The organism is Curtobacterium sp. UNCCL17 (assembly GCF_000686685.1).
GTDB classification, from domain to species: Bacteria; Actinomycetota; Actinomycetes; order Actinomycetales; family Microbacteriaceae; genus Curtobacterium; species Curtobacterium flaccumfaciens.
Window position 1 is genome coordinate 1 of the sequence record NZ_JMLI01000021.1, and the last position, 25382, is coordinate 25382.

The 25382-nt window shown below is 71.9% G+C and carries 23 protein-coding genes; 12 read left to right on the forward strand and 11 right to left on the reverse strand.

All coding sequences use genetic code 11. The features are described 5' to 3' along the window. A partial coding sequence (locus tag BR70_RS22045; protein WP_442854625.1) for a DUF7933 domain-containing protein occupies nt 1-1873 on the reverse strand: 1873 nt, incomplete at its 3' end. A 272-nt stretch (nt 1874-2145) separates the two neighbouring features. Between BR70_RS22045 and BR70_RS0102865 the strand changes: the two genes are divergently transcribed. The 3 genes from BR70_RS0102865 to BR70_RS19205 all read left to right on the forward strand — a co-directional run bounded on the left by BR70_RS0102865 (nt 2146) and on the right by BR70_RS19205 (nt 6813). Then, the gene (locus BR70_RS0102865; RefSeq protein ID WP_027464844.1) at nt 2146-3339 is read left to right on the forward strand and encodes an EfeM/EfeO family lipoprotein; all 1194 of its coding nucleotides are present in this window, start codon (nt 2146-2148) and stop codon (nt 3337-3339) included. Then, a complete protein-coding gene (efeB, locus tag BR70_RS0102870) occupies nt 3336-4784 on the forward strand; it encodes an iron uptake transporter deferrochelatase/peroxidase subunit (RefSeq protein ID WP_231495628.1) in 1449 nt (482 codons plus the stop codon). The genes BR70_RS0102865 and efeB overlap by 4 nt, the downstream gene beginning before the upstream one ends. Nucleotides 4785-4845: 61 nt before the next feature. Continuing rightward, a complete protein-coding gene (locus tag BR70_RS19205; RefSeq protein ID WP_231495629.1) occupies nt 4846-6813 on the forward strand; it encodes a phospholipase C in 1968 nt (655 codons plus the stop codon). A gap of 195 nt (nt 6814-7008) precedes the next feature. On the opposite strand, the gene BR70_RS22050 is transcribed toward BR70_RS19205, so the two are convergent. Next, complete coding sequence (locus BR70_RS22050) at nt 7009-7899, reverse strand: CPBP family intramembrane glutamic endopeptidase (protein WP_197019607.1); 891 nt, start codon at nt 7897-7899, stop codon at nt 7009-7011. 37 nt (nt 7900-7936) lie between these two features. Between BR70_RS22050 and BR70_RS0102885 the strand changes: the two genes are divergently transcribed. Next, the gene (locus BR70_RS0102885) at nt 7937-8626 is read left to right on the forward strand and encodes a metal-dependent transcriptional regulator (RefSeq protein WP_027464846.1); all 690 of its coding nucleotides are present in this window, start codon (nt 7937-7939) and stop codon (nt 8624-8626) included. Between the two features lie 618 nt (nt 8627-9244). On the opposite strand, the gene BR70_RS0102890 is transcribed toward BR70_RS0102885, so the two are convergent. Continuing rightward, on the reverse strand, nt 9245-9889 hold the full coding sequence (locus BR70_RS0102890; protein WP_027464847.1) for a HEAT repeat domain-containing protein: 645 nt from the start codon (nt 9887-9889) through the stop codon (nt 9245-9247). A 108-nt stretch (nt 9890-9997) separates the two neighbouring features. On the opposite strand from BR70_RS0102890, the gene BR70_RS0102895 reads away from it, so the two are divergent. Continuing rightward, on the forward strand, nt 9998-10951 hold the full coding sequence (locus tag BR70_RS0102895) for an aldo/keto reductase (protein ID WP_027464848.1): 954 nt from the start codon (nt 9998-10000) through the stop codon (nt 10949-10951). Nucleotides 10952-11102: 151 nt separating this feature from the next. Here BR70_RS0102895 and BR70_RS0102900 read toward each other — a convergent pair whose 3' ends face one another. Next, nucleotides 11103-13436: a septum formation family protein gene (locus tag BR70_RS0102900; protein WP_027464849.1), complete on the reverse strand. Its 2334-nt coding sequence runs from the start codon at nt 13434-13436 to the stop codon at nt 11103-11105. Then, the gene (gene pyrE, locus BR70_RS0102905; RefSeq protein ID WP_027464850.1) at nt 13433-13984 is read right to left on the reverse strand and encodes an orotate phosphoribosyltransferase; all 552 of its coding nucleotides are present in this window, start codon (nt 13982-13984) and stop codon (nt 13433-13435) included. The genes BR70_RS0102900 and pyrE overlap by 4 nt, the downstream gene beginning before the upstream one ends. A gap of 96 nt (nt 13985-14080) precedes the next feature. On the opposite strand from pyrE, the gene BR70_RS0102910 reads away from it, so the two are divergent. The 6 genes from BR70_RS0102910 (at nt 14081) to BR70_RS0102935 (ending at nt 21138) form a co-directional block, all read left to right on the forward strand. Continuing rightward, nucleotides 14081-15748, forward strand: coding sequence for a hypothetical protein (locus BR70_RS0102910; RefSeq protein ID WP_155896747.1), 1668 nt, complete (start codon nt 14081-14083; stop codon nt 15746-15748). Between the two features lie 74 nt (nt 15749-15822). After that, a complete protein-coding gene (locus tag BR70_RS19215) occupies nt 15823-17181 on the forward strand; it encodes a M23 family metallopeptidase (protein WP_155896748.1) in 1359 nt (452 codons plus the stop codon). Between the two features lie 139 nt (nt 17182-17320). Further along, nucleotides 17321-19138, forward strand: coding sequence for an alpha/beta hydrolase (locus BR70_RS0102920; RefSeq protein ID WP_027464852.1), 1818 nt, complete (start codon nt 17321-17323; stop codon nt 19136-19138). A 29-nt stretch (nt 19139-19167) separates the two neighbouring features. After that, nucleotides 19168-19815 carry a hypothetical protein gene (locus tag BR70_RS0102925; RefSeq protein WP_155896749.1) on the forward strand — a complete coding sequence of 216 codons (648 nt, stop codon included), beginning with the start codon at nt 19168-19170 and terminating at the stop codon, nt 19813-19815. Nucleotides 19816-19819: 4 nt separating this feature from the next. Further along, a complete protein-coding gene (locus BR70_RS0102930) occupies nt 19820-20479 on the forward strand; it encodes a hypothetical protein (RefSeq protein ID WP_155896750.1) in 660 nt (219 codons plus the stop codon). A gap of 71 nt (nt 20480-20550) precedes the next feature. Beyond that, nucleotides 20551-21138, forward strand: coding sequence for a hypothetical protein (locus BR70_RS0102935; protein WP_027464855.1), 588 nt, complete (start codon nt 20551-20553; stop codon nt 21136-21138). Nucleotides 21139-21166: 28 nt separating this feature from the next. On the opposite strand, the gene BR70_RS0102940 is transcribed toward BR70_RS0102935, so the two are convergent. From BR70_RS0102940 to BR70_RS0102965, 6 genes are read right to left on the reverse strand one after another with little or no spacing between them, the layout of a single operon-like run. Beyond that, nucleotides 21167-21970, reverse strand: coding sequence for an aminoglycoside 3'-phosphotransferase (locus BR70_RS0102940; protein ID WP_331279958.1), 804 nt, complete (start codon nt 21968-21970; stop codon nt 21167-21169). Between the two features lie 11 nt (nt 21971-21981). Further along, on the reverse strand, nt 21982-22584 hold the full coding sequence (locus BR70_RS0102945) for a hypothetical protein (RefSeq protein ID WP_027464857.1): 603 nt from the start codon (nt 22582-22584) through the stop codon (nt 21982-21984). Further along, nucleotides 22581-23222, reverse strand: coding sequence for a hypothetical protein (locus BR70_RS19220; protein ID WP_051596577.1), 642 nt, complete (start codon nt 23220-23222; stop codon nt 22581-22583). The genes BR70_RS0102945 and BR70_RS19220 overlap by 4 nt, the downstream gene beginning before the upstream one ends. Further along, nucleotides 23219-23590 carry a hypothetical protein gene (locus BR70_RS0102955; protein WP_027464858.1) on the reverse strand — a complete coding sequence of 124 codons (372 nt, stop codon included), beginning with the start codon at nt 23588-23590 and terminating at the stop codon, nt 23219-23221. Before BR70_RS0102955 ends, BR70_RS19220 begins: the two co-directional genes overlap by 4 nt. Beyond that, nucleotides 23587-23778 carry a DUF2273 domain-containing protein gene (locus BR70_RS0102960; RefSeq protein WP_027464859.1) on the reverse strand — a complete coding sequence of 64 codons (192 nt, stop codon included), beginning with the start codon at nt 23776-23778 and terminating at the stop codon, nt 23587-23589. Before BR70_RS0102960 ends, BR70_RS0102955 begins: the two co-directional genes overlap by 4 nt. After that, complete coding sequence (locus BR70_RS0102965; RefSeq protein WP_027464860.1) at nt 23775-24269, reverse strand: Asp23/Gls24 family envelope stress response protein; 495 nt, start codon at nt 24267-24269, stop codon at nt 23775-23777. The genes BR70_RS0102960 and BR70_RS0102965 overlap by 4 nt, the downstream gene beginning before the upstream one ends. 194 nt (nt 24270-24463) lie before the next feature. Between BR70_RS0102965 and BR70_RS0102975 the strand changes: the two genes are divergently transcribed. Then, nucleotides 24464-25300, forward strand: coding sequence for an exodeoxyribonuclease III (locus BR70_RS0102975; RefSeq protein ID WP_027464861.1), 837 nt, complete (start codon nt 24464-24466; stop codon nt 25298-25300). Nucleotides 25301-25382 lie beyond the last annotated feature (82 nt).

Sequence of the window (25382 nt, forward strand, 5' to 3'; positions counted from 1 at the left end):
TGACCGTGTCGTCGTCCTCAGCGTTCACCGTGCGACCATCCGGAGCGATCCCGACCGCGCGGTCGGAGAACACGATGCTTCCGCGATCGATGTCGGCCTGCGTGAGGGCATGGTCCGGCACCGTGCACTCGACGCTGTCCGTCGGTGCGAGCTCGTCCTGCGGGCAGCTGACCCCTGCGCCCACCAGACCCGGCATCGTGACCGCCACGTCGTGCAGCGTGACGTTCCCGATGTTCGTTGCGGACAACCGCAGCTCGACCGGGAGGCCCGGAACCGGCATGTCAGTCGCTTCGAGAGTCGCAGATACTGAGGTCCCGATCGCCGGAGCGGACGCCGTGGTCGGCTGCGAAGCGGAGTCCGTGGCTTCGACCTCTGCGCCGAGGGGCGATCGTGCGGTAGCACCGACCTCGTCATCGATGTGCCCCCGGTCGATGTCCGCCTGGACGACACGACGGGACGGCGTGGCACAGTCCGTCGACGCGCCAGGGGCGAGGTCGTGAGCCTCGCAGACGACGACACCGTTGGTGCCCTCGACCTCGAGCCCGGTCACGGGGAGCGCCCCTGCATTGGTGACGCGCTGTGCGAACGCGATTCCTTCACCGAGATCGGCCACCGCGTCGCTGCTTCCGCTGAGGACGGGACGGTCCTCGACGACGAGCTCGTTCTGCTCGGGCAGGAACGTGATGCTCGCGGTCTCGGGCAGGTCGATCCCGGTGTGGTCGTTCACCGTGTCGGCACCGATCGAGTAGGTACCCGCCGTTGTCGACGTCACGTCGACCGTGACCGTGCAGGAAGCTGCCCCAGCGGCGAGCCCACCCGAGACAGTGACCGTCGAAGAGCCCCCGTCCGCCGCGACGTCGGCTTGTGCGCAGGTGGTCTCGGCACGCGGGTCGGCCGACAGCACGAGGTGGTCCGGCAACGTGTCCGAGAAGGACCAGCCCGACTTCGCACCGTTCTCGGACGTGTTCTGCACGGTGAACGTCAACCGTGCGGACTCGCCGACGAACGGAGTGGTCCCGTCGAATGCGTTCGCGAGACGCGGTGTGGCGTCGTACATCGTGACACCGTCGATCGCTCCGTCGTTCCCCGAGTAGTTCCCCTGCCGGTTCCGCATCGTCCAGCCGACCGCATCGTTCGAGACCAGCAGCGCTGCATCAGCAACGAAGTGCCCCCCGCGGACCTGGTGCCCACCGACCGAGTACGCCTTGGTCCCCGCAGTGGTGCACGGGTCGATCGCGGAATCGGTGACGGGACGCTCTCGCCCGCCGTCGACGAGGGAGAACACGAGCGACGGGTGGGCGAAACCGCTGCACGCCGACGCGGCGGCATCGACTCCGAAGGAGATGAACCGGTCGGTGCCGCCGATCGGAACGTCGCGCACTGACCCGACTTGCACACTCCCCGGCGTGGTGGACCGGTCCCAGGTCCAAGCGCTGACGGCGTGGTTCGTGCGTGGGTCCCCACCGTTGATCTGGCCGAGCACGTAGGCGAGTTCGCCCACACTCCCCTGGTCGCTGTGACAGGTCGGCGCGGTCGGCGCGACGAAGTTCGTGATGATGCCGTTGCACTGCGCCGCGCTGACCCACTCGGGGTCTGCGCGGTACTTGACACCGTTCAGCCCCACGTACTGGGTGAGGAGCATCGTGGAGGAACCGACTCCCTGCTCGAAGCCCTCGCTGAAGATCACCTTCGGAGCAGAGCCGCTCGCGGACTTCGCGCCGTCCGCAGCCGGTGGGACAGCTCCGGCTCGCGGCAGTTGCACCTCGGCATGCGCGCCGGCGGCGGTCAGCGACAGTCCGGCCGTGATGGTCGCAGCGACGGCCAACAACGCCGACCACCGTTTCCAGGCTCCAGCGCCCTGTGGCGATGTCATCGGTCTCCTTCAGGTCTTCGTCCGCGCATGCGCTCGGACGGGGGCTCGCGGACGATCGATGGATAGTCCATGCAACATTTTACATTCCTTATTGCAAGACGCAATTCCGCCGAGGCGGACCGCCCTGGTGACGATCGGGTGAACAGAACCGTTCCGCGGTGAACGACGGGAAAACTGCCGCGCGGGCGACCCTAGGGTTGCCCTGGGCGGGGCCAAAGCGGCTCTGATCAGGGTTTTCTGTGAATCGCTACAGGATGGGGTCATCGGTGCCGATGTCGGTTCGTGCCACGACGGCAGTGGTCGTCGGCGCGCTCGGAGCGCTCGTGGGGACCGCGATCGTCGCGCCGCACCTGGTCCCCTCGTCGGCGCCGCACACGGCGGCGGCCTCCGTGCAGGCCGGCACCGACGCCTGCGGTGCGGGGTGGCCGGCGAGTCCGGACCGCGCCCTTGCCGGCCCGCAGACGTTCCGGATCCACAATACGTCCGTCGCCGGGATCGAGGTGCAGCTGGTCGACCCCACGAGCGGCGCGGTCTACCTCGACGCAGAGGGGCTGGGGGCGGGCGCGACGCACGACTACGGCGTCCGACTCCCGCGCGGCCAGTACCGCTTCCGTTGCCTGCCCGCCGACGCGAACCCGAGCACCGGACCGGTCGTCCACCTGCGCGGTGCCGCCCACGTCAGCGACGAGACCCCGGGGATCGTCCCGGTCACCCGCGACGACCTGATCCCCGCTGCGAAGTCCTACGGCACCTGGATCGAGAGCCGCCTGCCGGCGCTGCTCGACGACGTGCGTGCGCTCGACGCCGACGTCCGTGCAGGCGACGTCCGGGCGGCGCAGCGGGACTGGCTGGTCGGTCACCGCGAGTACGAGCAGCTCGGAGCCGCCTACGGGGCGTTCGGCGACGACGACACCGCGATCGACGGCGTCCCCGCAGCCGGACGGACCGCGCTCGACGACCAGCACCTGGCCGGGTTCCACCGTGTCGAGGCACTGCTGTGGTCGGGCGGCCCCAGCAGCCGTGCCGTCGCGCCGGCCGACGCCCTGGTCGCCGCGGTCGCGCACCTGCGCCGGACGTTCCCCACCCAGCGGGTCGACCCGCTCGACGTCGGCCTGCGCGCGCACGAGATCCTCGAGAACGCGCTGCGCTTCGAGGCGACCGGGGCCACCGACGCCGGCAGCCACACGGCTCTGGCCACGATCGACGCGAACATCAGCGGGACGGAACACGCGCTCGAGCCGCTCCGGCCGATCCTGCGGAGCCGCTACCCGGGGTTGCCGGCCACCGATCGTGCGCTGGCGACCCTGCGCGCCGACGTCGGACGGCGCCGACGGACCGACGGCAGCTGGGACACCCTCGACGGTCTCGGCCGCACCGACCGCGAGCACCTCGACGCCGACCTCGACGCCGCACTCGAGCGGCTCGCTCCCGTCGCCGCCATCTGCGACCCGAGGAGGACCTCGTGACCGAACGACCGCAGCACCAGGGCCCGCAGGGGCACCAGATCCAGCAGGACCCCCGGCGCCGGCAGCACCCACGCGGGATGGACGCGGCGACGTACCGACGGATGGCCGATGCGCACGCCAGCCTCGGGCTGTCCGCCGACGGCAGCGCGTGCCCGGCCGGTGGTCCGGACGACCGGAAACCGTCGACCCCGGGAACCCGCGGGCTCGGCCGTCGCGCGTTCCTGACCAGCGCGGTCGGGGCCGGTGCCGGAGCCGCCGCGGCGGCAGCGAGCCTGACCGCCGGGGGCAGGATGGGCCTCCAGGCAGCAGCCGCGACCACCGGCGGTGCCGACGCGGCCTCGTACGCGTTCCACGGCGCCCACCAGGCCGGGATCACCACACCGGCGCAGCGACAGTCGGCGTTCCTGGCGTTCGACGTGACCGCGGCCAGCCGCGGGGACCTGGCCGGCCTGCTCCGGACGATCACCGAGCGGGCCCGTTTCCTCACCCGCGGCGGCACGCCCGCCGACGTCGGGATCACCGCGCCGCCGGCCGACTCCGGTGTGCTCGGACCGGAGGTCGCGGCCGACGGGCTCACCGTGACGGCGAGCGTGGGCGCCTCGCTGTTCGACCACCGGTACGGCCTCTCGGGGCAGCGCCCGGCGCGGTTGCGGACGATGGAGGACTTCCCGAACGACGACCTCGACCGGTCGGTCTCGGACGGCGACCTGCTGCTGCAGGTGTGCGCGCACAACACCGACACCGTCCTGCACGCCGTCCGCGACATCGCCCGGGCCACCCGCGGCGGCATGCAGGTGCGCTGGCGGCAGGACGGTTTCGCCTCGCCGCCGCGCCCCTCCGGCACACCGCGCAACCTGCTCGGGTTCAAGGACGGCACGGGCAACCCCTCCACCGCCGACCGAAGCGTGATGGACGACCTGGTCTGGACCCGCGGCGGACAGGACGGCGAACCCGACTGGGTCACCGGGGGCAGCTACCACGTCGTGCGGACCATCCGGATGTTCGTCGAGTTCTGGGACCGCGTCTCGCTGCACGAGCAGGAGAACATGATCGGCCGCCACCGCGACTCCGGTGCCCCGCTCACCCGCAGCGGCGAGTTCGACGACCCGCGGTACCAGGACGACCCGACCGGTGACGTGATCCAGATGGACGCGCACATCCGGTTGGCGAACCCGCGCACGGCCGAAGCCCGTGCGCAGCAGATGCTCCGACGCCCGTACAACTACGACAACGGCACCGACACGAACGGCGACCTCGACATGGGCCTGTTGTTCGCCTGTTTCCAGGCCGACCTGGAACGGCAGTTCGTCGCCGTGCAGAAGCGCCTGGTCGACGAGCCCCTCGTCGACTACGTGTCGCCGGTCGGTGGCGGCTACTTCTTCGCCCTGCCCGGGGTCCGCCACGCGGACGACTGGCTGGGCCGTCGACTGTTCGCACGCACCTGACCGGGCCCGCCGGCCCCACTGCTTCCCCATCCCCACCGTCCCGACCAGTGAGAGGTTCCTCGTGTTCCGACCTTCCGAACGACGCATCCAACAGGGCGCGCTCGCCATCATGGCCCTGGCGGCCGTCGCGGGGACGGCCATCGCCATCCCGCAGTCGGCGTCAGCCGCGGACAACTCCCTGCGGACCACCACCCCCGTCAAGCACGTCGTCGTGATGTACGACGAGAACGTGTCGTTCGACCACTACTTCGGCACCTACCCGAAGGCCGCGAACACCGACGGCACCCGTTTCACCGCGGTGCGTGGCACGCCGACGGTGAACACGCTCGCGTCCTCCGGCACCCTCACGAAGAACCCGAACGCCTACGCACCGTCACGGTTGACGCCCGCTCAGGCGCTCACCTGTGACCAGAACCACAACTACCTTCCCGAGCAGAAGGCCGTCGCCGGTGGCGCCATGGACAAGTTCGTCGAGAGCACCTCGGTGGACACCTGCACGGGCCTGTACGGATCGCCGGGCCTGACGATGGACTACTACGACGGCAACACGACCACCGGGCTGTGGAACTACGCCCAGAACTACGCGATGAGCGACAACGCCTGGGACACCGGCTTCGGCCCCTCCACCCCCGGAGCGCTCAACCTGATCAGCGGCAACACCCACGGCGGCACGGGCGTGGACTCGGTCACCGGCGCCACGGTGCCGATCTCGACCTCCGTCGTCGCGAAGGACGCCGCGGGCCAGGGCACCGTCACGGCCGACCCGGACCCCGCCTACGACGACTGCTCCGACAAGGACCGCACGTCGACGTCGAACCTGGTGAAGATGTCGGGCAAGAACATCGGCGACCTGCTCAACGCGAAGGGCGTCACCTGGGGCTGGTTCCAGGGCGGCTTCACCCCGACGACGGCGTACGCGGGCACCGGCACCCTCGCCAAGTGCGACGCCACCACGACGAACGTGGGCGGGTCGGTCAGCAACGACTACTCGCCGCACCACAACCCGTTCGCGTACTACGCGTCGACGTCGAACCCGCACCACCTCGCGCCGACGAGCGACCGCATGATCGGCTCCACCGACCGGGCGAACCACCAGTACGACCTGTCCTCGTTCGACACGGCCCTCGCCGAGCACCGGATGCCAGCCGTGTCGTTCCTCAAGGCCCCCGAAGCCCAGGACGGGCACGCCGCCTACTCCGACCCGCTCGACGAGCAGAAGTTCCTGACGTCGAAGATCAACGAGATCGAGCGGTCGCCGGAGTGGTCGAGCACGGCCATCGTCATCAACTACGACGACTCGGACGGCTGGTACGACCACGTCGCGCCCACCATCCTGAACGGCTCGACGGACTCTTCGAACGACACCAAGGTCTGCACCTCGGCCGCGACCAAGGTCGGTGTCGCCGGCGGGTACCTCGACCGGTGCGGCCCCTCGCAGCGGCTGCCGTACCTGGTCATCTCGCCGTTCGCCAAGCAGAACCACGTCGACCACACCGCCATCGAGCAGACCTCGACCACGAAGTTCATCGAGGACAACTGGTCGACCGGGCGGATCGGTGACCAGTCGTTCGACGCTCGGGCGGGGTCCCTCCGGGGCATGTTCGACTTCACGCACCCGCAGCACCGCGAGGTGCTCCTGAACACGACGACGGGTGCGGTCTCGCGGATCGTGTCGACGGCCGTCACTCCGAAGCCGACCCCCAAGCCCACGACGAAGCCGCACGCGGGGACCGGCAGTGGGACGGGCTCCAGCGCGGGATCCGGGGGCGGGGCCGGTACGGGTTCGGGTGCGGGTACCGGCAGCGGCACGGGTGGCGGGGCGGCGCCGGCCTCGAGCGCCTCGGCCGGAGCCGCGGGCGCGGGGCAGACCGTTGCCGCCGACCCGTCCGCGACCGATCCGTCCGCGAAGCGCCTGGCCTTCACCGGCGTGCAGCTCACCGGGGTCACGATCGCCGCGATCGTGTTCCTGATGGCCGGCGTCGCACTGGTCGTCATCCGTCGTCGACAGCTCCGCCGTCGGGCCGACTGACACGGAGCGTCGGGCCGACTGACACGCAGCGTCGGGCCGACCGACACGGAACCGAACGGTGCCCCGGAGCGTCCTGTGCTCCGGGGCACCGTCGCGTCCACGCGCTGCCGCCCAGCGCCCGTCGGTGCAGCGCCCGTCGGTGCAGCGTCCGTCGTCGCCGCGTCCGTCATCGCGCCGTGCGTCGGATCCGTTCCCTCAGACCACGTCGGCCCGGAGGCGCGGCTCGCCTCCCGGCACCACGACCGCCCGCATCGGCGGCACCGTCCGCCACCGCTTCGCGAGCCGACGGGGCCGGTCGTCGTACCAGGCGATGACCCCGCCGGCCACGATGCCGAAGGCGAGCACCCCGAACGAGAACAGCCCGATCAGACCGAGCAGGGTCAGCTTCCCGAAGTCGCCCGGGTCGGTGGTCGCCGTGAACCCGATCGACCCGAAGTCCCAGAAGGCATGCAGCAGCACCGGGGCGAGCAGCGACCCGGTCAGCCGACGCGCGACGTACAGCGTCGACCCGAACGACGCCGCGAACACGACCTGGACCAGCGTCGGCCCGATGCCGGCACCGGCGAGCGCGTTGAGCAGGTGCAGCAGCCCGAACAGCGCGCACGACAGGGCCCACACCCCCATCTCCGGCAGGCGCCGCCGCAGCCCCACGAGCAGGGTGCCGCGGGCCATCAGCTCCTCGAAGACCCCGACGAACAGCACCCCGACGGCGAGCAGCAGGAAGTAGTGCGCGGGCAGCGCCGTCCAGTCGATCAGGGGCAGCCGGACGACGCACACCACCAGCACGAGGATCGGCGCGACCATCGTCCACCGGAGTCGCGTCCGGACCGGGTCGACCGTGGCTATCCGCCACCAGCCGAGCGCCGTGACGAACAGGGCGAGTGCCGCGACGGCGATGCCCTCGGGGATGACGAGGGCGTGCACGACGCTGTCGACCGTCTGCCCGAGGGTCGCGTAGTCGTCGCTCGGCCGTGACCGCCAGGCGCTGATCGCCGCGAACACCACGATCGGCGCGAGCCCGAGCAGCAGCGACGGGGGCACCGGCCAGCGGCGGCGAGGGGCTCGGACTGGGGCGGTGGTGGTCATCTGCTGGTTGTACCAGGCGGGACGTACGATTGGCGGTATGCGCCTGCCCTCCCTGTCCACCATGGCAGAGGACTACGTCAAGCTCATCTGGAAGGCCAGCGAGCGCGGCGGACCCGGCTTGGCGACGCGCGACATCGCGGCGTCCCTGAAGGTGTCGGCGTCGACGGTGTCGGGCAACCTCAAGAAGCTCGACCGCGACGGCCTGATCGAGCACACCCCGTACTACGGCGTCGTGCTCACCCCGCTCGGGCAGCAGGTCGCGGTGGCGATGGTCCGGCGGCACCGGCTGATCGAGACGTTCCTGGTGGAGCGGCTCGGCTACTCGTGGGACGAGGTCCACACCGAGGCCGAGGCCCTGGAGCACGCCGTGTCGGAGCAGTTCCTCGACCGGGTCGACGCGGACCTCGGCCACCCGACGCACGACCCCCACGGCGACCCGATCCCCGGTGCGGACGGCATCGTGCCGGACTCCCCCGGCACCCTCCTCGGTGCGATCGAGCCGGGAGCGTGCGGCACCGTCGACCGTGTCTCGGACGACGACCCCTCGCTGCTGCGGTACTTCGACGAGCTCGGGGTGGGGCTGGGCACGCACCTGCGGGTCGAGCGGGTGCGGGACTACGCCGGCGTCATCGCGGTGTCGCGGCGGGCCACCGACGGCTCAGAGTCCCTGGTCGACCTTCCTGCCGCGGCGGCGTCGTCCATCTGGCTCGCGCCCGACGGCGACTGACCGCGCTGCGAGGGCTGGCCGGCTGGCGTGCGCGGGCTGGCCGGTCACGACACCCCGCTCACGTCCGCCGACTGGTCACGCTCCGTCGCCCGGGAGCCCCGCAGGCAACGGTTCGCGACCACCCGGCGCCCCGCCCACGGGGTGTCGTGACCGCACCGCGGCCCGCGAACGCGCGTGGCGTCGGACGGGAGGCCCGGCGCCCCGCCGCCACGCGCCTCCCGTCCGGCGCCCCACCGGTCAAAACACCCCGCTCACGTCCGTCGACTGGTCACGTTCTGCCGCCCGGGAGCCCCGCAGGCGACGGTTCGCGACCACCCGGCGCCCAGCGCACGGGGTGTCATGACCGCACCGCGGCCCGCGAACGCGCGTGGCGTCGGACGGGAGGCCCGTTGCCCCGCCGCCACGCGCCTCCCGTCCGGCGCCCCACCGGTCACGACACCTCGCTCACCTTCCCCCACCGGTCACGAACTGTCGCCCGGGAGCCTCGCAACCGACGGTTCGCGACCGCTCGGGACCCCACCCACGGGGTGTCGTGACCGCGCGACGCGCCCACCCCACGACCGTGACGGCGACGCATCGTGACCACCCGGCGCTCCCGGCCGGGCGCGCCCGCCGGCCCTACCCCTTGACGGACCGCGTCCGGCCGAGGGCGACCTCGCGCCGGGCGCGTTCGAGGGCGAGCGCAGATGCGGCGTCCGGGTCGTGCAGCAGTCGTTCGGTCTCGCGCACGTGCTCCCGGACGGCCTCGGTCCCCCGCTCGGCGGCCGAGGCGAGGACGGGTCCGACGGTGTCCTCGCCGAGGCCCACCAGGGCACGGGACAGGCTGAGCCGACGCTCGCGGTCGCCGATGCCGAGCTGCACCGCGAGGGTCCGCGCGAGCGACGCCCGCTCGTCGTCCGGCACCAGTGCGACGGCCGTCCGCCAGGCCGCGCGGAGCACCTCGTCGTCGTGGTCCTCGAGCAGCGGCCGTACCGCGGGCCACGCGTCCGGGTCACCGATCTTCGACAGGGTGTGGAGCGCCTGGCTGCGGGCCTGCGGCTCGGGGCGCTCGAGCTCGGGCAGCACGCGGGCCACGACGTCGTCGGCGGGGTGCCGGGTGAGTGCCCACGTCAGCATGTCGCGGACGAAGAAGTCCGACTCGACGGCGCACTGCGCGACGAGCACCTCGAGGTCCGCGGGGTCCGGGGTGGTCCCCGCGGCCATCACGGCCTGCAGCCGGGCGGAGGATCGCGGGTCGGCGAGGGCGTCGGTGAGCGTGGTCATCCCTCCATCGAAGCCCCTCGCGCCGGGGCCGTGTCAAGCATCGGGGCATAGCGTCGGGAGACGTGCGGTCCGCTCCCACCGCACCCACGACCACGAAAGGACCTCCGCATGCCCCGCACCGGTACCAGTGACCTGCACGTGTTCCCCCTCGCCCTCGGCGGCAACGTCTTCGGGTGGACGGCGGACGAGTCGACCTCGCACCAGGTCCTCGACGCCTACACCGCGGCCGGTGGCGACTTCATCGACACCGCGGACGTCTACTCGGCCTGGGCGCCGGGCAACTCGGGCGGTGAGTCCGAGCGGGTCATCGGTTCGTGGCTCCGTGCCTCGGGCAAGCGGGACGACGTCGTCATCGCGACGAAGGGCTCGCAGCACCCGGAGTTCCAGGGCCTCGCCGCGGACACCGTTGCCGCCGCCGCCCGCGCCAGCCTCGAGCGCCTCGGCACCGACCGGATCGACCTGTACTACGCCCACTTCGACGACCAGTCGACCCCGCTCGAGGAGACCGTCCGCGCCTTCGACCAACTCGTGCAGGACGGCCTGGTCCGCTACACCGCGATCTCGAACTACTCGAAGGACCGCGCCGCGGAGTGGATCCGCATCGCGACGGAGAACGGCCTTGCCCAGCCCGTCGCCATCCAGCCGCACTACAACCTGGTCACCCGCCAGCCGTACGAGGCGGAGATCGCGCCGCTCGCGCACGAGCACGGACTCGGCGTCGTGCCGTACTTCTCGCTCGCGGCGGGGTTCCTGACCGGCAAGTACCGCTCGAAGGACGACTTCGCCGGCAAGGACCGTGAGGGCCAGGTGTCCGGGTACTTCACCGACGAGGGGCTCGCCGTCGTGGACGCGCTGTCCTCGATCGCCGACGCGCACGGCTCCGAGATCGCCACCGTCGCACTCGCCTGGCTGCAGGCGCAGCCCGACGTCGTCGCGCCGATCGCGAGCGCCCGGAACACCGAGCAGCTGCCGGCACTGCTGGCCTCGGCGGAACTCGAGCTCAGCGACGACGAGCTGCAGACGCTGTCCGACGTGTCGGCGAAGGTGCCCGCGAGCGCCTGACACCCGCGCGCTGTCGAGCGACGCCGGCGGTCGCGGGCGGACGCAGACGCGGACGCGGACGCGAAACGACGATGTCGCTGTCGTACGACGTCGACATCGTCGTTCCGCGTCGGACCCCCCGCCCGCGCCCGCGCCCCCGAGCGACCCGCGCCTACGCCCCCGGCGCCAACGACCCGGTCAGCGGCTGCCCCGACGAGCGCGTCACGAAGCACGAGATGAACCGGTCACCCTGGTCCCACGTCGCCTGGTCCGGCGCGTAGGAACCCTGCACCTGCACGTCGCCCACGGCAGTGGCGGCCGAGGCGTTCAGCGCCGCGTCGGACTGGCACTGGTCGGCCGCCTGGGTCGCGAGGGCCTCGGTACCCGGGTAGGTGTCGCCCTGGACCGGGAGTCGTGCGGTGAGCTGCCCGATGTGCGGCGTCGCGCAGTCCACCACCGTGAAGGTCTGCGACCACGCGTTCGTGAACGGCGACAGGCACTCCCCGCCGGCCAGGTCGGTCCACGGGTGCTCGCCGGGCAACGCCGGCGTCGTGGCGAACTGCAGCGTGGCGGCGGGCGCGGCGGCCTCGCTCGACTGCGAGGCCGCCGCTGACGGCGCAGCGCTCGGTGTCGCCGGCGCCGAAGCGGCCGCCGGCGACTTCGTCGGCACGGCCTGGTCGGCGATGTTGTTGCCGAGGATCCACTTCGACAGCAGGAACACCAGCACGATGAGCACGAGGATCAGCGCGATCGACCCGTAGATCAGCAGCTGCTTGCCGCGCTTGCCCTCGTTCCGCAGCCGCGCGAAGCCCTCGTTGATGAAGTTGTCGCGTTCGCCGGACGGCCGGTCCGGACCGCCGGCGGGCCGTCCGGCCGCAGCGGGCGCGGGGGCAGCAGGAGCGGCGGCAGCAGCAGGCACGGCAGCCGACGGCATCATCCGCGTCCCGGTGTCCTCGGGGTCGTAGCCGGTGCCACCGAGCTGCCCGACCGCCTCGGTGCCGAACAGGTCCTTGATGGCGCTCGTGTCACTGGTCTCGCGGCCGTCCCACTCGGACTGGTCCAGGTCGTCCGGCGCCGCGGCGGGCAGGGACTCCGGCTGCGGACCGGTGTCGTTCCCACGCAGTCCCAGAACGGCGTCGAGGTCCTGCCCCACCGACGGCGGCAGGTGCGCCGGGTACTCCTGTGCACCGGTGGGTTCGACCAGCGGAGGTGCCACGGTCGGCGGAACGGTCGCGTCGGGCTCGGACCACCAGGGGGTCCCGGCCGCCGGCATCGCGGTGGTCGGGGCGTCGGCCTGGAGGCCCTCGGTCGCGTCCGGCACGTCGTCTCCGGCGGGCCGACGGGGTGCGTCCACTGCCTCGGTCGCCTCCGACGGAGCACCAGCGGCAGCGGCAGCACCAGCGGTATCGGCATCCGGCACGGCAGCCGGAGCAGCCGTGTCCGACACGGGCGCTGCCGGGACCGCCGGGGGCACCACCGTCGGCACGGGGACCGCCGGCGGCACCGGGTAGGTCCACGGTGCCTGCGGCAGCCCGGAGGCCGGGGTGTCGACCTCGCCGGCGACGACCTCTTCCTCGTCGTCGGACTCGTCGGCGAGCGACCAGGACCCGGCGGACAGCGCCGTGGTGTCGAACGAGTCGGTGGTCAGCGTCGCCGGGACCTCGCCGGGCTCGTCGTCACCGATCGCCCAGTCGAACGGCCGGTCGTGCGCGCCGGTCTGCGTGGGGACCGGCCCGGTGCTGGTGATGCGCAGCAGGTCGGTGAAGGTCGGTGGTTCCTCGGTCGGGGGCAGCACGTTCTCGACGCCGAGGGGCTGGGGTGCAGCGGGAGCAGCGGGCGGCACGGACTCCGGGTGGTTCCCGGTCGCGCGGCCGAGCCAGTCGACGTCGGCGCGGCCCTCACCGAACGGGTCGACGCGGCGACGCTCGTCCTCGATGGCCTTCGACGCGGCGGCACGTTCGTCCCGGTGGGTCTGCGCCGTCGGCAGCACGATCGACGACGGGTGCGGCGCGGTGGAGTCCGGCGGGGCGTCGGCGGCGGCGGGGATCCGGTCGTGCAGTGTGGAGCGTTCGTGCTCGACGACGGCGTCGGGGTTCTCGGAGGGTGCGAGCAACTCGGGCGGCATCGAGATGGCCTGCGTCGCGCCGTCGTCGAGCGCCGGGGCAGCAGGCTCGGGCGCCACAGGAGCAGCAGCCTCAGCCTCAGCCTCAGCCTCAGCCTCAGCCTCAGCCTCGGCCTCAGCAGGCTCCGCCTCGCCCTCGGCCACGAAGGGCTCCGGCAGCGGCGCGCCCGTCTCGCGGGCGGTGCGCTCCGCCTCGCGGCGCTCCCGTCGCGACGGCCAGTCCTCCTCGCCGCGCGGAGCACCGAAGATGTCCGCAGCGCTGCGGAGACCGTGGAACGGAGCGTCCGAGCCGGACGCACGCCGAGCCTCCAGGCCGTCGTCCCCGTCTGCCGGGCCGGCGGTGCCGTCGGGTTCGCGTGCGTCGTCCGGACGCTCCTCGGTCACGCGGTCAGCCCCAGATCAGCCAACCCGATGGCCGCGAAGTACGGGTAGCCGGCCGCCTCGATCGTCTCCTTGGCACCGGTGTCCCGGTCGACGACCACCGCGACGGCGGCGACGATCGCGCCCTCGCGCTCGAGCGCCTCGGCCGCCTTGAGCGGCGAGCCGCCGGTGGTGGAGGTGTCCTCGAGCACGACGACGCGCTTGCCCTTGAGGTCCGGCCCCTCGACCTGCTTGCCGCGGCCGTGGTCCTTCGGCTCCTTGCGGACGACGAAGGCGTCGTAGGTCAGCCCCTGGGCGGCGGCCTGGTGCAGGACGGCGCTGGCGATGGGGTCGGCGCCCATGGTGAGGCCGCCGACGGCGGAGACGTCCGGCACCTGCTGCACGAGCTCGGTCATGACCTGCCCGATCAGCGGCGCGACGCGGTGGTCCAGGCTGACCTTCCGCAGGTCGATGTAGTACGTCGCCTTCTTCCCGCTGGTCAGGGTGAAGTCGCCGTGGAACACCGCTTCGGAGGAGATGTACTGGATCAACTGTTCGCGCGCGTCGGTCACAGCCCACAAGGGTAGTCGGTCGGACCCGCAACGCGCTCCCCCAGCCTGTGGGCCGCGGGGTGCCGGCACCGAGGCGGCCTCGGTACGCTCCGGGGCATGTCCCGAGCACCGCGCCGCCCCGCCGTGGAGCCGGCTCCGTCCGGCGACCGGCGGCCCGGTGAGGTCGCCGTCACGATCGGACGGGAGGCCCTGGGCGGCCTGGTCGCGCTGGCCCTGGCCGTCGTCGCCCTGCGCCACGTCATCGCGACGGAGCGGGTCGCGTTGCTCTGGTACGACGGCGACTCGGTACTGCTGCCGCTCGTCCAGCGCTCGCTGCAGGCCGGCCAACCGTTCGAGTGGGCCATGTCGCCCGCGCTGTTCTTCTTCCCCGAGCTGCCCGTGTACCTGTTCTGCTCGCTGGTGACCGCCACGCCGCAGCAGGCCCTGGCGCTGAACGGGGCGCTCGTGCTCCTCGCCATCTACGCCCTGGTGCGGGCGGCCGCGAACGAGCTGATGCCGTCCGCCGGGCGCCCCGCCCGGATCGCGGTGTCGGCCGGGGCGCTCGGTCTGGTCACCCTGCTGGTGCTGACCGAGTCGTCGGCGACGGCCACGTCGCTCGAGCTGGCGTCCCTGCTGCTCACCACGACCTACTACTACGGCGCCGTGCTGGCGATGCTCGGCACCGCGGTGCTCGTGCTGCGGGCGGTGCGCCTCGGCCGGGCGTCGGTGCCCCTGCTCGTGGCGCTCGGACTCGTCGCCGCGTGCACGACCGCGTCGAACCCGCTGTACGTGCCGTGGTCCGCCGCTCCCGTCGTCGTCACCCTCGGGCTCCTCGTGCTGGCGCGGCGAGTGCCGTGGCGTCCGGCCGCGCTGCTCGCCGGTGCCGTCACGGTCGGATCGGTCGTCGGGTACCTGGTGCGGATCCCGCTCCGGCCGTTCGTCTCCCTCGACCCGGCGACGTACGTGCAGCCGTCGCGGGCCGGGGAGACCCTGCGGTTCTTCGCGGCGCTGACCGACGATCGGGCGGGCACGGCACCGGGCGATCTCGGGCTCCTGCTGCTGTTCGCCGGGGTGCTCGTCACCGTCGGCGGCACGGTCTGGGCCTGGCGGGTCCGCACCGCACGCACCGTGCTGGTCGCGACCCTGCTGCCCCTGGTGACCGTCGTCGCCGTGTCCGTCGGGGTCGTCGTCGCCGGGTCCGAGACCCCGCGCTACCTGCAGCCGATCGTGACCGCACCGCTGCTCGCACTCGTCGCCGTGGCCGAGCTCACCCGCACCGCGGTCCGCCGCACCCGCGTGCACCGCCCGCACCGCGGGGTCCGGGCCGGGGTGGCGGTCGCGATGGCCGCCGTGCTCGCGACCGGGATCGCCGTGGCCCCCGGTACCGCCCACGCCGTGGCGACCGCGCGGTACCCGGCGGCGGCGTGCCTGGACCGCTGGGCCGACGGACGCCAGGTGACCGGCGTCGGGCAGTTCTGGACCGTCCGGCCCCTCGCCACCTACGCGTCGAGGAACATCGGGCTGCTGCAGGTCCGGGACACCTTCGAGACGTACCCCTGGCTCGTCGACCTCGGGGCCTACCGTGACGCCGACCCGAGCTTCGTGGTGGTCGGGTCGCACGACCTCTGGACCACCGCGGTCGAGGACTCCCTCGGGCCCCCGGCGACGATCACCCACTGCACCGGGTTCGACGTCTACGACTACGCCGGCACCGCGGGGCAGGCCATCCTGCGGCGCGACGTCGTCGGGAGCGCCGACGTCATCCGACGCGACCGCGGCTTCTGATGCACTGCTGAAGTTGTCCACAGCGGCGCGTTGCCGTCCGATGCTCGCTGTACGGATGTATAGGCTCGTGCTCGATGTCTCGCCCCACCAGCCCCCGCGCCCACCGTGTCCCCGTGCGCCTGCGCCTCGCCGTCACCGGTCTGGCGCTCGCGGGCCTCGTCGGCACGGTCATCGCCGACGTTCCGGCCGCGCAGGCGGTGACCTACCCCACGTGGGACGAAGTGGAGTCCGCCCGCGGCAAGGAATCCGCGAAGCAGGGGCAGATCACCGAGATCCGGGGCATCATCAGCGAGCTCGACGCCAAGGTCGACGCTGCCGAGGCCAAGGCCAAGAAGCTCGGTGACGTGTTCTACAAGGCGCAGCGCAAGGCCCAGACCGCGGCCGAGAAGGAACAGCAGCTCCGCGCCGACGCGAAGGAGCACGCGAAGGTCGCCGACCAGAGCGCCGCGCAGGCCGGGCAGTTCGCCGCGCAGATGTCCCGCTCCGGGGGTGCCGACGTCACCACCTCGGTGATCACCCAGGGCGAAGACGCCAGTGATCTGCTGTACAACCTCGGTGCGCTGAGCAAGCTCTCCGAGCAGGCCGAGCGTGTCCAGGCCGCCGCGAGCGCCGACGCCGCCGTCGCCAGCTCGCTCGAGGCGCAGGCCGACCGCGCCGCCGAAGCGCTGGGCGACCTCGCTGCCGAGGCCGAAGACCGTATGCAGGAAGCCCAGGCGGCATCCGACGCCGTGCAGGCCGCCTACGACGAGCAGCAGTCCAACAAGGCCCGACTCGACGCCCAGCTCGCGACCCTGACCTCCGGCCGCGTCCGGACCGAAGCCGAGTTCGCCAAGGGTGAGCGCATCCGCAAGGCGGCGGAGGAGAAGGCTGCGCGCGAAGCGGCACAGCGCGCGGCCGCGGCGGCGGCGGCGGCGGCGGCGGCAGCAGCAGCAGCCGCGAACTCCGGCGGGGGCTCGTCGTCGGGTGGCGGCTCGACCGGGAGCAGCGGCTCGGGCGGCGGCGGTTCCGTCGGCGCGGGCTCCGGGACCGGCTGGGTCCGCCCGGCCAGCGGCTACGTCATCAGCCCCTACGGGTACCGCGTGCACCCGATCACCGGCGTCGTCACCATGCACGAGGGCACCGACCTGGCGAGCGGCTGCTCCACGCCCATCGTCGCGGCCTCGGCCGGCACCGTCGACTACGTCGGCTGGTACGGCGGGTACGGCAACTACGTCCGGATCAGCCACGGCAACGGCGTGCAGACCGCCTACGGGCACATCGTCAACGGTGGCTTCCGGGTCGCCCAGGGCCAGCGAGTCGCGGCGGGACAGCTCATCGCGCTCGTCGGCTCCACCGGGGCGTCGACCGGCTGCCACAGCCACGTCGAGGTGCACATCAACGGCGCCACCACCGACCCGGTGCCCTTCATGGGTGCACGCGGAGTTGCCTTCTAGCCAGCCCGCTCACCAGACCGCCGTCCACTCCCAGTGGGCGGCGGTTTGTTGTTTCCCACAAGCGCATCGTTGTCATTTCGTACTGCACCGCTGAAATGCTACGTTTCCCCCATCGACCAGTTCGGATGGTGGGGGGACGATGGGGATCGAGTTCGACGACGCAGCCGCGTCGCGGTTGGCCGACTGCGCAGCCGAGGTGGCGCTCTCGCTGCGTGCCAGCGCCCAACCACGACGGAACAACGCCGAGGCCGCACTGCACGACTTCGACGGCGCCTACTCGCGGCTGTTCGAGGCCGCTCGGGTGACGGAGTCACGAGACCGAACCCGGTTGGCGACGGCGCTCGATTCCCTGGTCGAACAGGTCCGGACCGTGCAGCGGCAGGCGGACACCGAACGCGAGCGGTTGGCGGACGTCGCCGCGTGGCGGCAGCGCGAAGCCGACCGTGACCTGGTGCGCGCCGGTGGCGGGCTCCCGCTGCAACCCGTGCTCGACTGGAGCAGCTCGGTGTTCGACCCTGAACCATCGGGCAGGCCGCAGCGACCTTCTCCGGTGTCCGCGGTGTTCAGCGCGCGCTCCCGGCAGCGCACCGGTGGCCGGTCCGGAGGAAGGAGCGGGGCAGATCCCGCTCGGCTGCGGAAGTTCGCTGCGGTGGCCCGGGTGCAGGACTCCTCGACGGAGCAGGATCTCGTGCGTGTGCGCAACGCGTGGACTGTGTTCCGCAACCGTTGCAGCTGGGTCCCGGTCGACGGGGCGTCCTTGCCAGGCGGTTTCGCGGACTACCTTGCCGAGAACGCCGACGACGCGTCGTGGATCGATCGGATCGCGAGCGCGTTCAGCGCCGCTGGCGGCGGTTCCCTCGCGAACGCTGCGCTCGACGTCGCCGGTACCTCCAGACTGCCACTCGGGCTGCAGCGGCTGCTCGATCCCTCCCTGACCCCGGCTGAGGTCGCAGCGGCCTGGGCCGCGCTCGGCTTCACCGACGCCGACGTCCGGGCGTTGCCCCTGTCCACGCAGCTGCAGTTCGCAGGACTCGACGGCGTCCCGGCAGCGCAGCGCAACATCGCGTCCAGGGCCGTCCTCTCGGCCGCGGTACGAGACCCGGAGCGGCTGTACCGGCTGATGGGGCTGCCGTACACCTACGGTGCGGTGAGCCTGGACGAGTTCCGGAAGCAGGTCATTGCGCTTCGGGACGGGCTTGATCGTGCTGATCAGCTTGCGGCTGGCCTCAAGGCACCATCGGTATCGGTCGCACAGCTCGTCGGTTTCGGCCTGTCGAACGGAGCGCTCGTCGCCGCAGTCGTCCTCGGCGACCTGGACACCGCGTCGAACGTGACGGTCAACGTCCCCGGCGCGACAACTGGCGTCGAGAGCATGGACGAAAAGGTCCGGGCCGCCAACAGCCTCCTGACCGCCGCGGGCAGAAAGGGAACCGGCGAAGATTCCTTCGCGATCGTGTCCTGGATCGGGTACCGCGCACCGGGTGCCGTCGAGGTCCCCAGCCAGGCGCGTGCGACCGCTGGCGGGGCGAACCTCGCCTCGTTCCTCGACGGCATCCACGACAGCCGCGGTAGCGCGCCGCGGTCGCTGACCGTCCTCGGGCACTCCTACGGGTCCACCACCGCGGCCGAAGCGCTCGCGCAGACTCGGTACCGGGTCGGCTCGCTCGTCACGTACGGCTCCGTCGGATTCACCGACACCACGACTCCCGAGCATCTCAACGTTGACCACGTGTACGCGACCGAGGGGTCCGCTGACCACACAGCGATCCTCGGCCGGATCGGACGCACCGATCCACGCGACCTTCCGGACGTCGAAACGTTCGGCGCTGATGATTCCCCTGGCGGCAGCGCCGTCACCGGACACGACATGTACCCGGACAGCGGCGTCGGCTATCTCTCCCGCGACGCCACGTCGCAGCAGACCATCGCCAAGATCATCGCGACGGGGAAGCCATGATGAACACCATGCAATCGACGCTCCGCACCATGACGATGGCAGTCCTGACCCTGGGACTGCTGACCGGGTGCGCAGCAGGAGGAACCCAGATGCCCACCGACGCAGCCGGCCTCACCCAGCACGAGGTCGCCGAGATGTCCCTGCACCAAGAGTTCGACGCCTACCGCGACCGCTACGAACACATGCAGCGGCTCCTGAAAGCCGCGCAACTCCAAGTCCACGACGGCGAATGGGAATGGGACAGCGGCGACGTCGTCCCGCAGATCGGCGGCGACGGCGTAGCCCCGTTGCACGGTTCGGACACGAAGAACAGCTACGACATGCGGAGCGGGCGGCTCTGGTCCCCGCCCGGCGCCACCGGCCAACAACGGGACCTGCAACCGATGATCGACTACTTCACCGAGCAGGGGTGGGACAACGAGCAACGCACGGCCGCCGGCGACCACGAGGTCTGGGCCACCACCGGTGACGGCTGGCAGATCATCTACTCGGCACAGACGAACGGCCGGTACACGCTCGAGGTCTACAGCGAACCCTTTTGGACGAACGACGCACGCGCTCTCTCGACGGCCATCTACGGACGCTCGACCGTCAAGTTCCCTGATCAGTCCCTCCCCGGCGTCTACCCAAACTTCCCACAGTGGGACGACCCCATCGTCAACAAGCCGAAGATCTGAACCGATGCTCCGAACCATCACGACGGCAGTCCTGACTCTGGGACTGCTGACCGGGTGCGCAGCAGGAGGAACCGAGATGCCCACCGACGCAGCTGGCCAGACCCAGGACGAAGTCGCGGAGATGTCTCTCCACCAGGAGTACGACGCTTACCGCGACCACTACGAACACATGCAGCGGCTCCTGGAAGCCGCGCAACTCCAGGTCCACGAAGGCGAATGGGAGTGGAGTGGCGGCGACCGTGTCCCGTTGATCGGCGGCGACGGCGTCGCAGCTCTGCCCGGGTCCGACACGAAGAACAGTTACGACATGCGCAGTGGACGGCTCTGGTCCCCGCCCGGCGCGACCGGCCAGGAGCGCGACCTGCAACCGATGATCGACTACTTCACGGACCAGGGGTGGGCCATCGAGCAACGCGACATCACCGGCGACCACGAGGTCTGGGGGTTCACCGGGGACGGCTGGCAGCTCATCTACACAGCGCAGACGAACGGGAGGTACTCACTCGAGATCTACAGCGAACCTTTCTGGACCAACGATGCAGATGCACTCTCCGAGGCAGTCGGAGGACGAAACGACGCGGCCTACCCCGATCGCTCCCTCCCGGGCGTCTACCCCGCGTTCCCGTCCTGGGAATCTCCGATCGTCAGCCCACCCAAGATCTGATGCTCCGCACCATCACGACGGCAGCTCTGGCCCTTGGACTGCTGGCGGGATGCGCGGTCGGAGGAGACCAGATGCCCACCGACGCAGCCGGCCTCACCCAGCACGAGGTCGCCGAGATGTCCCTGCACCAAGAGTTCGACGCCTACCGCGACCACTACGAACACATGCAGCAACTCCTGCGGGACGCACAACTCCAGGTCCACGACGGCGAATGGGAATGGGACAGTGGCGACGACATCCCACAGATCGGCGGCGACGGCGTTGCCCCGTTACCGGGTTCGGACACGAAGAACAGCTACGACATGCGGAGCGGGCGGCTCTGGTCCCCGCCCGGCGCCAGCGGCCAACAGCGGGACCTCCAACCGATGATCGACTACTTCACCGAGCAGGGCTGGGACATCGAGCAACGCACGGTCACCGGCGACCACGAGGTCTGGGCCACCACCGGCGACGGCTGGCAGATCATCTACTCGGCGCAGACGAACGGCCGGTACACGCTCGAGGTCTACAGCGAACCCTTCTGGACCAACGACGCACACAAGCTCCGGCGAGCGGTGGCAGGACGCTCCCAGGCCGACTTCCCTGATCGGTCTCTCCCCGGCATCTACCCGGACTTCCCCCAATGGGACGACCCCATCATCAACCAGCCGAAGATCTGATCGGATCGAGCACCACGACGGCTCCGCTTCAGCTCGTCGCAGGTCCCACGTCGTCCACGTCGATGTTCCACAGCGCCCGGTACCACGCTGTCCGCTCCGGGTCGTCCGGCAGCCCGTACGCCCGGTGGAACAACGGCTCCCACCCGGGTCCGTAGTTCCAGCCGAGGGCCATCGTCGCCACCGCGATGTCGGCCCAGCGGTCCGCGACGCCCATCGCATCCAGGTCGACGTGCCCGCTCCACCGCCGATCCGCACCGATCAACGTGTTCGGCGTGCACGGGTCACCGTGACAGACGACGATGCGGTCGGCAGGCGGCTCCGAACCGAGACCGCCCGGGCCGCGGCCGGCGTCGGCGTCGACGTCGACGACCGCCGAACGCGCGCGATCGAGCCGGTCCGCGGTCGCCCACGTGAACGGACAGTCGTCGACGGGCAACGAGTCGTGCAGCGCGCGCAGCCCCTCGCCCACCGCGACCACCGCGGTCCGGGGTTCGTCGTGCCAGCGCGGGTCGACGGCGCTCCACCCGGGCACGGCGCGGGTGTGCAGCCAGACGCCGTCGTCGTCGGTGCCGTGGTCGAGCACCTCGGGGACCCGGGCGTACCGGGACGCCCACGTCAGCCGCGCGGCCTCGCCGCTGATCCACGACCCGTAGGCGTGCGGCAGGACCTTCACGAACTCCTCGGCCTGCGCATCCGGTCCGATGCGGAACGTCATCCCGCCGATCTGGTTGTGCCAGACGAGCGCGACCTCACGCCCTCGCGCGACCTCGGTGACGATGCGCGGCACCGGGACCGTCTCGCCCGGCCGGGGCAGTCCACCGATCGAGCGCACCACGGTGATGCTCAGTGCACGCGGTCCGGGCGGGAGGACCCCGACCCACCGCGGGCGATCTCGAGCAGCACGGGCAGGCGTTCGCCGAGCAGGGCGTCCAGGTCGGCGACGACGGCCTCGACCCGTTCGGTGATCTCGCGCGGCGCGGCCCCTCGGCGCGGACGGACCCGCACCCGGATCGCGCGGCCTCCGCGGACCCGGTAGACATCGACGGCGAGCGACCCGACCTGCGGCATGTCGCCGATGGCCGAGGAGAGCGCGTGCTGCACGGCGGTGGACTCGATGCGCACCGAGCCGGCGACGCCGTCGGCCGAACCGTCGCTGTCCACGATGGTGCCCTCGCGGCCACCACCGAGGGTCGTCAGCACGACGAGGGCGAGCACACCGAGCACGACGCCACCGCCGAGCACGCAGGTCCACGCGAACACCGAGTCGTCACGCGATGCCCCGGTGCCGAGTCCGGCGAGGGCATCGCCGACCGTGCGCCACCACGAGGCGACGAGGGGCAGGCCCTGGGCGGTCTGCACCAGGATCGCCGCCACCCCGGCGACGAGCAGGACGAGCCCGAGCACGACGAGCGCCGTCCGGCCGAGCCCACGGTTCGTGGCGTTCATCCGTCCACCCGCCCGGTCGGCTGCACCCGGACCCGCGCGGCCAGCGGCGGCTGCGCGTCGATGGCGGCGAACTCCCGCTCGACGGCCTCGGTCGCGGCGACCGCGGGGACGTCCACCCCGGCTGCGGGCCGGAGCACGACGTCGACCGTGCGGCGGCCGACGGTGCCCACGGCGGCGTCGGCGCCCAGACGGGTCGCGGAGCGGGCGGCGCGGGCCGCAGCGGAGGCCAGGACCTCGTCGTCGACGACCACTGCGAGCCGGTCGGACGACATCACGTGCCGCGGACGGCGCTGGGGCAGGATCCCCTGCAGCAGCAGGACGAGCCCGATCAGGGCCACGACGGCGCCGATGCCGATCACGACGGTGGTCTCGAGGCCGTCCGGGGCCGCGAGCGCGGCGTCGACCACGGCACGGGGGTCGACGCCCAGGACGTTCTGGTCGAGCAGGACGAGCGCACCGGCGAAGACCGCCGCGGCGGCGAGCAGCAGTGCGATGAGCATCGCGACGAGGACTGCGGCAGAGCGGGAGACGTGGGTCTCGCGGCGCAGCAGGCGACGGTAGGTGGCGCGGTGGTCGTCCTGCGAGGGGCCGGCGGGGACGACCGGCTCGGCGCTCCCGACGGCGGGGGCGGCGGTCACCGGACCCTCCGCGGGGTGTCCACGACCGACGAGGCGAAGGTCACGGTCACGCGGGCGACCTGTCGGCCGGTGATGGTGCGGAAGCGCTCGGCGATCGTGCCGCGAGCCCGGTGCGCCGCGGCGACGACCGGTTCGTCGGGGAGTGCGTGCGAGCCCAGCACCGGCAGGGCGAGCGGGGCGGTGATCTCGACCGCCAGGGCGCCGCGACCATCGTCGGCGACCCGGGCACGGACCTCCCGGAAGGCCACGCGCAGTGCTTCGGCGGCGACCGCCTGAGCGGTGTGCACCAGCGCCGACGTGCCGATGCGGTCGGAGCCGCGGAGCCGGACGCCGCTGTCGCCGGTCGTGGCGACGGCGGCGTCGCTCACGACGAGCTCCGGCGTCCGCGCAGCACGTCGAGCAGGCGGCGGAAGTCGACGTCGCCCGTGACGATGCGGGCGACCAGAGCGCCGACCGCCATGCAGACGGCGACGACCACGAACGCCCAGAACCCGAGCGTCACGGCGACGATCGCGAGCAGGGCGCCGGTGCCCATCCCGACGACGGTGGCGTTCACCGGACTCGACCGTCCCGGGTGTCGAGATCGTCCGCGACGCCGTTGAGCGCCGGGATGTTCACGTCGTTGATGGCGATGTTGACCTCGGTGACCTCGAGGCCGACGAGTTCGGTGACGGCGTTCGTCACGGCGGCGCGGACCGCGGAGGCGACCTCCATCATCGGCGTCGGGTAGTCGACGACGATGGTCAGGTCGACCGCGACCTGGGTCTCACCGACCTCGACGCGGACGCCCTGGCCGAGCGCGCTCGAGCCGATGGCGTCGCGGATGGCACCGAACGCCCGCGAGGCGTTGCCGCCGAGCGCGAAGACACCGGGGACGTCGCGGGCGGCGATGCCCGCGACCTTCGCGACGACCGTGTCGTCGATGATGGTCCTGCCCTTGGCGGTGACCTGCGTCGTGGTGGTGCCGGCGGGCTGGGTGCTCCCGGCCCCGGTGCCGGGCGTGGCCCCGGTCGTGGTCCCGTCGACGCGGTTCGTCGTCGATGCCATTGCTGCCTCCGTGCGATCGATTGCTGGCCTCCAGCGAACACCATCGTGCCGTACGCCGCACAGGCGGCGCACGTGCCGTACGCCGCACAGGCGACGCACGCCGGACGCCGCACAGGCGACGCACGTGCCGCACGCCGCACAAGCGACGCACGCGCCGACCTCGTCGTCAGTCGGCACCGGTAGGTTCTTGTTCCATGCGCGTCGCGACCTGGAACGTGAACTCCGTCCGCACCCGAGTGGGTCGGATCGTCGACTGGCTGGTGCGTGAGGACATCGACGTCCTCGGCATGCAGGAGATCAAGTGCAAGCCGGAGCAGTTCCCGGTCGAGCAGTTCGAGGCCGCGGGGTACCACGTCGAGGCGCACGGTCTGAACCAGTGGAACGGCGTCGCGTTCGCCAGCCGGCTGCCGATGGAGGACGTCACCCGCGACTTCCCCGGCCAGCCCGGGTTCCTGAAGGGCCACGAGGGGCCGGACCTGCCGGTCGAGGCCCGCGCGATCGGCGTCACGGTCGACGGCGTGCGGCTCTGGAGCCTCTACGTGCCGAACGGCCGCGAGCTCGGCGACCCGCACTACACGTACAAGCTCGACTGGCTCGCCCAGCTGGCCGACCGCACCTCGGAGTGGATCCAGGCGTCGCCGGAGACCCCGCTCGCGCTGATGGGCGACTGGAACGTCGCACCGCTCGACCAGGACGTCTGGGACATGCGGGTCTTCGAGGGGTCGACCCACGTCAGCGACCCCGAGCGGGCCGCGTTCCGCGAGTTCGAGGCGCGGGGTCTGCAGGACGTCGTCCGCCCGATCGTGCCCGACGGCTACACCTACTGGGACTACAAACAGCTGCGGTTCCCGCGCAACGAGGGCATGCGCATCGACTTCGTCCTCGGTTCGCAGGCCTTCGCGGACGTCGTCACCGACGCCTCGATCCACCGGAACGAGCGCAAGGGCGACGCCCCGAGCGACCACGTGCCCGTGGTGGTCGACCTCGACCTGGACACGTCGCTCGACGACGACCGACCGATGATCTTCTGATCGGGGTCGGGTCCCCCGGCCCGGAGCGACGACGCACGTCCGGCTCTGTTACGCCCGGCGTCCGCCGTGATTGAGCCGTCCG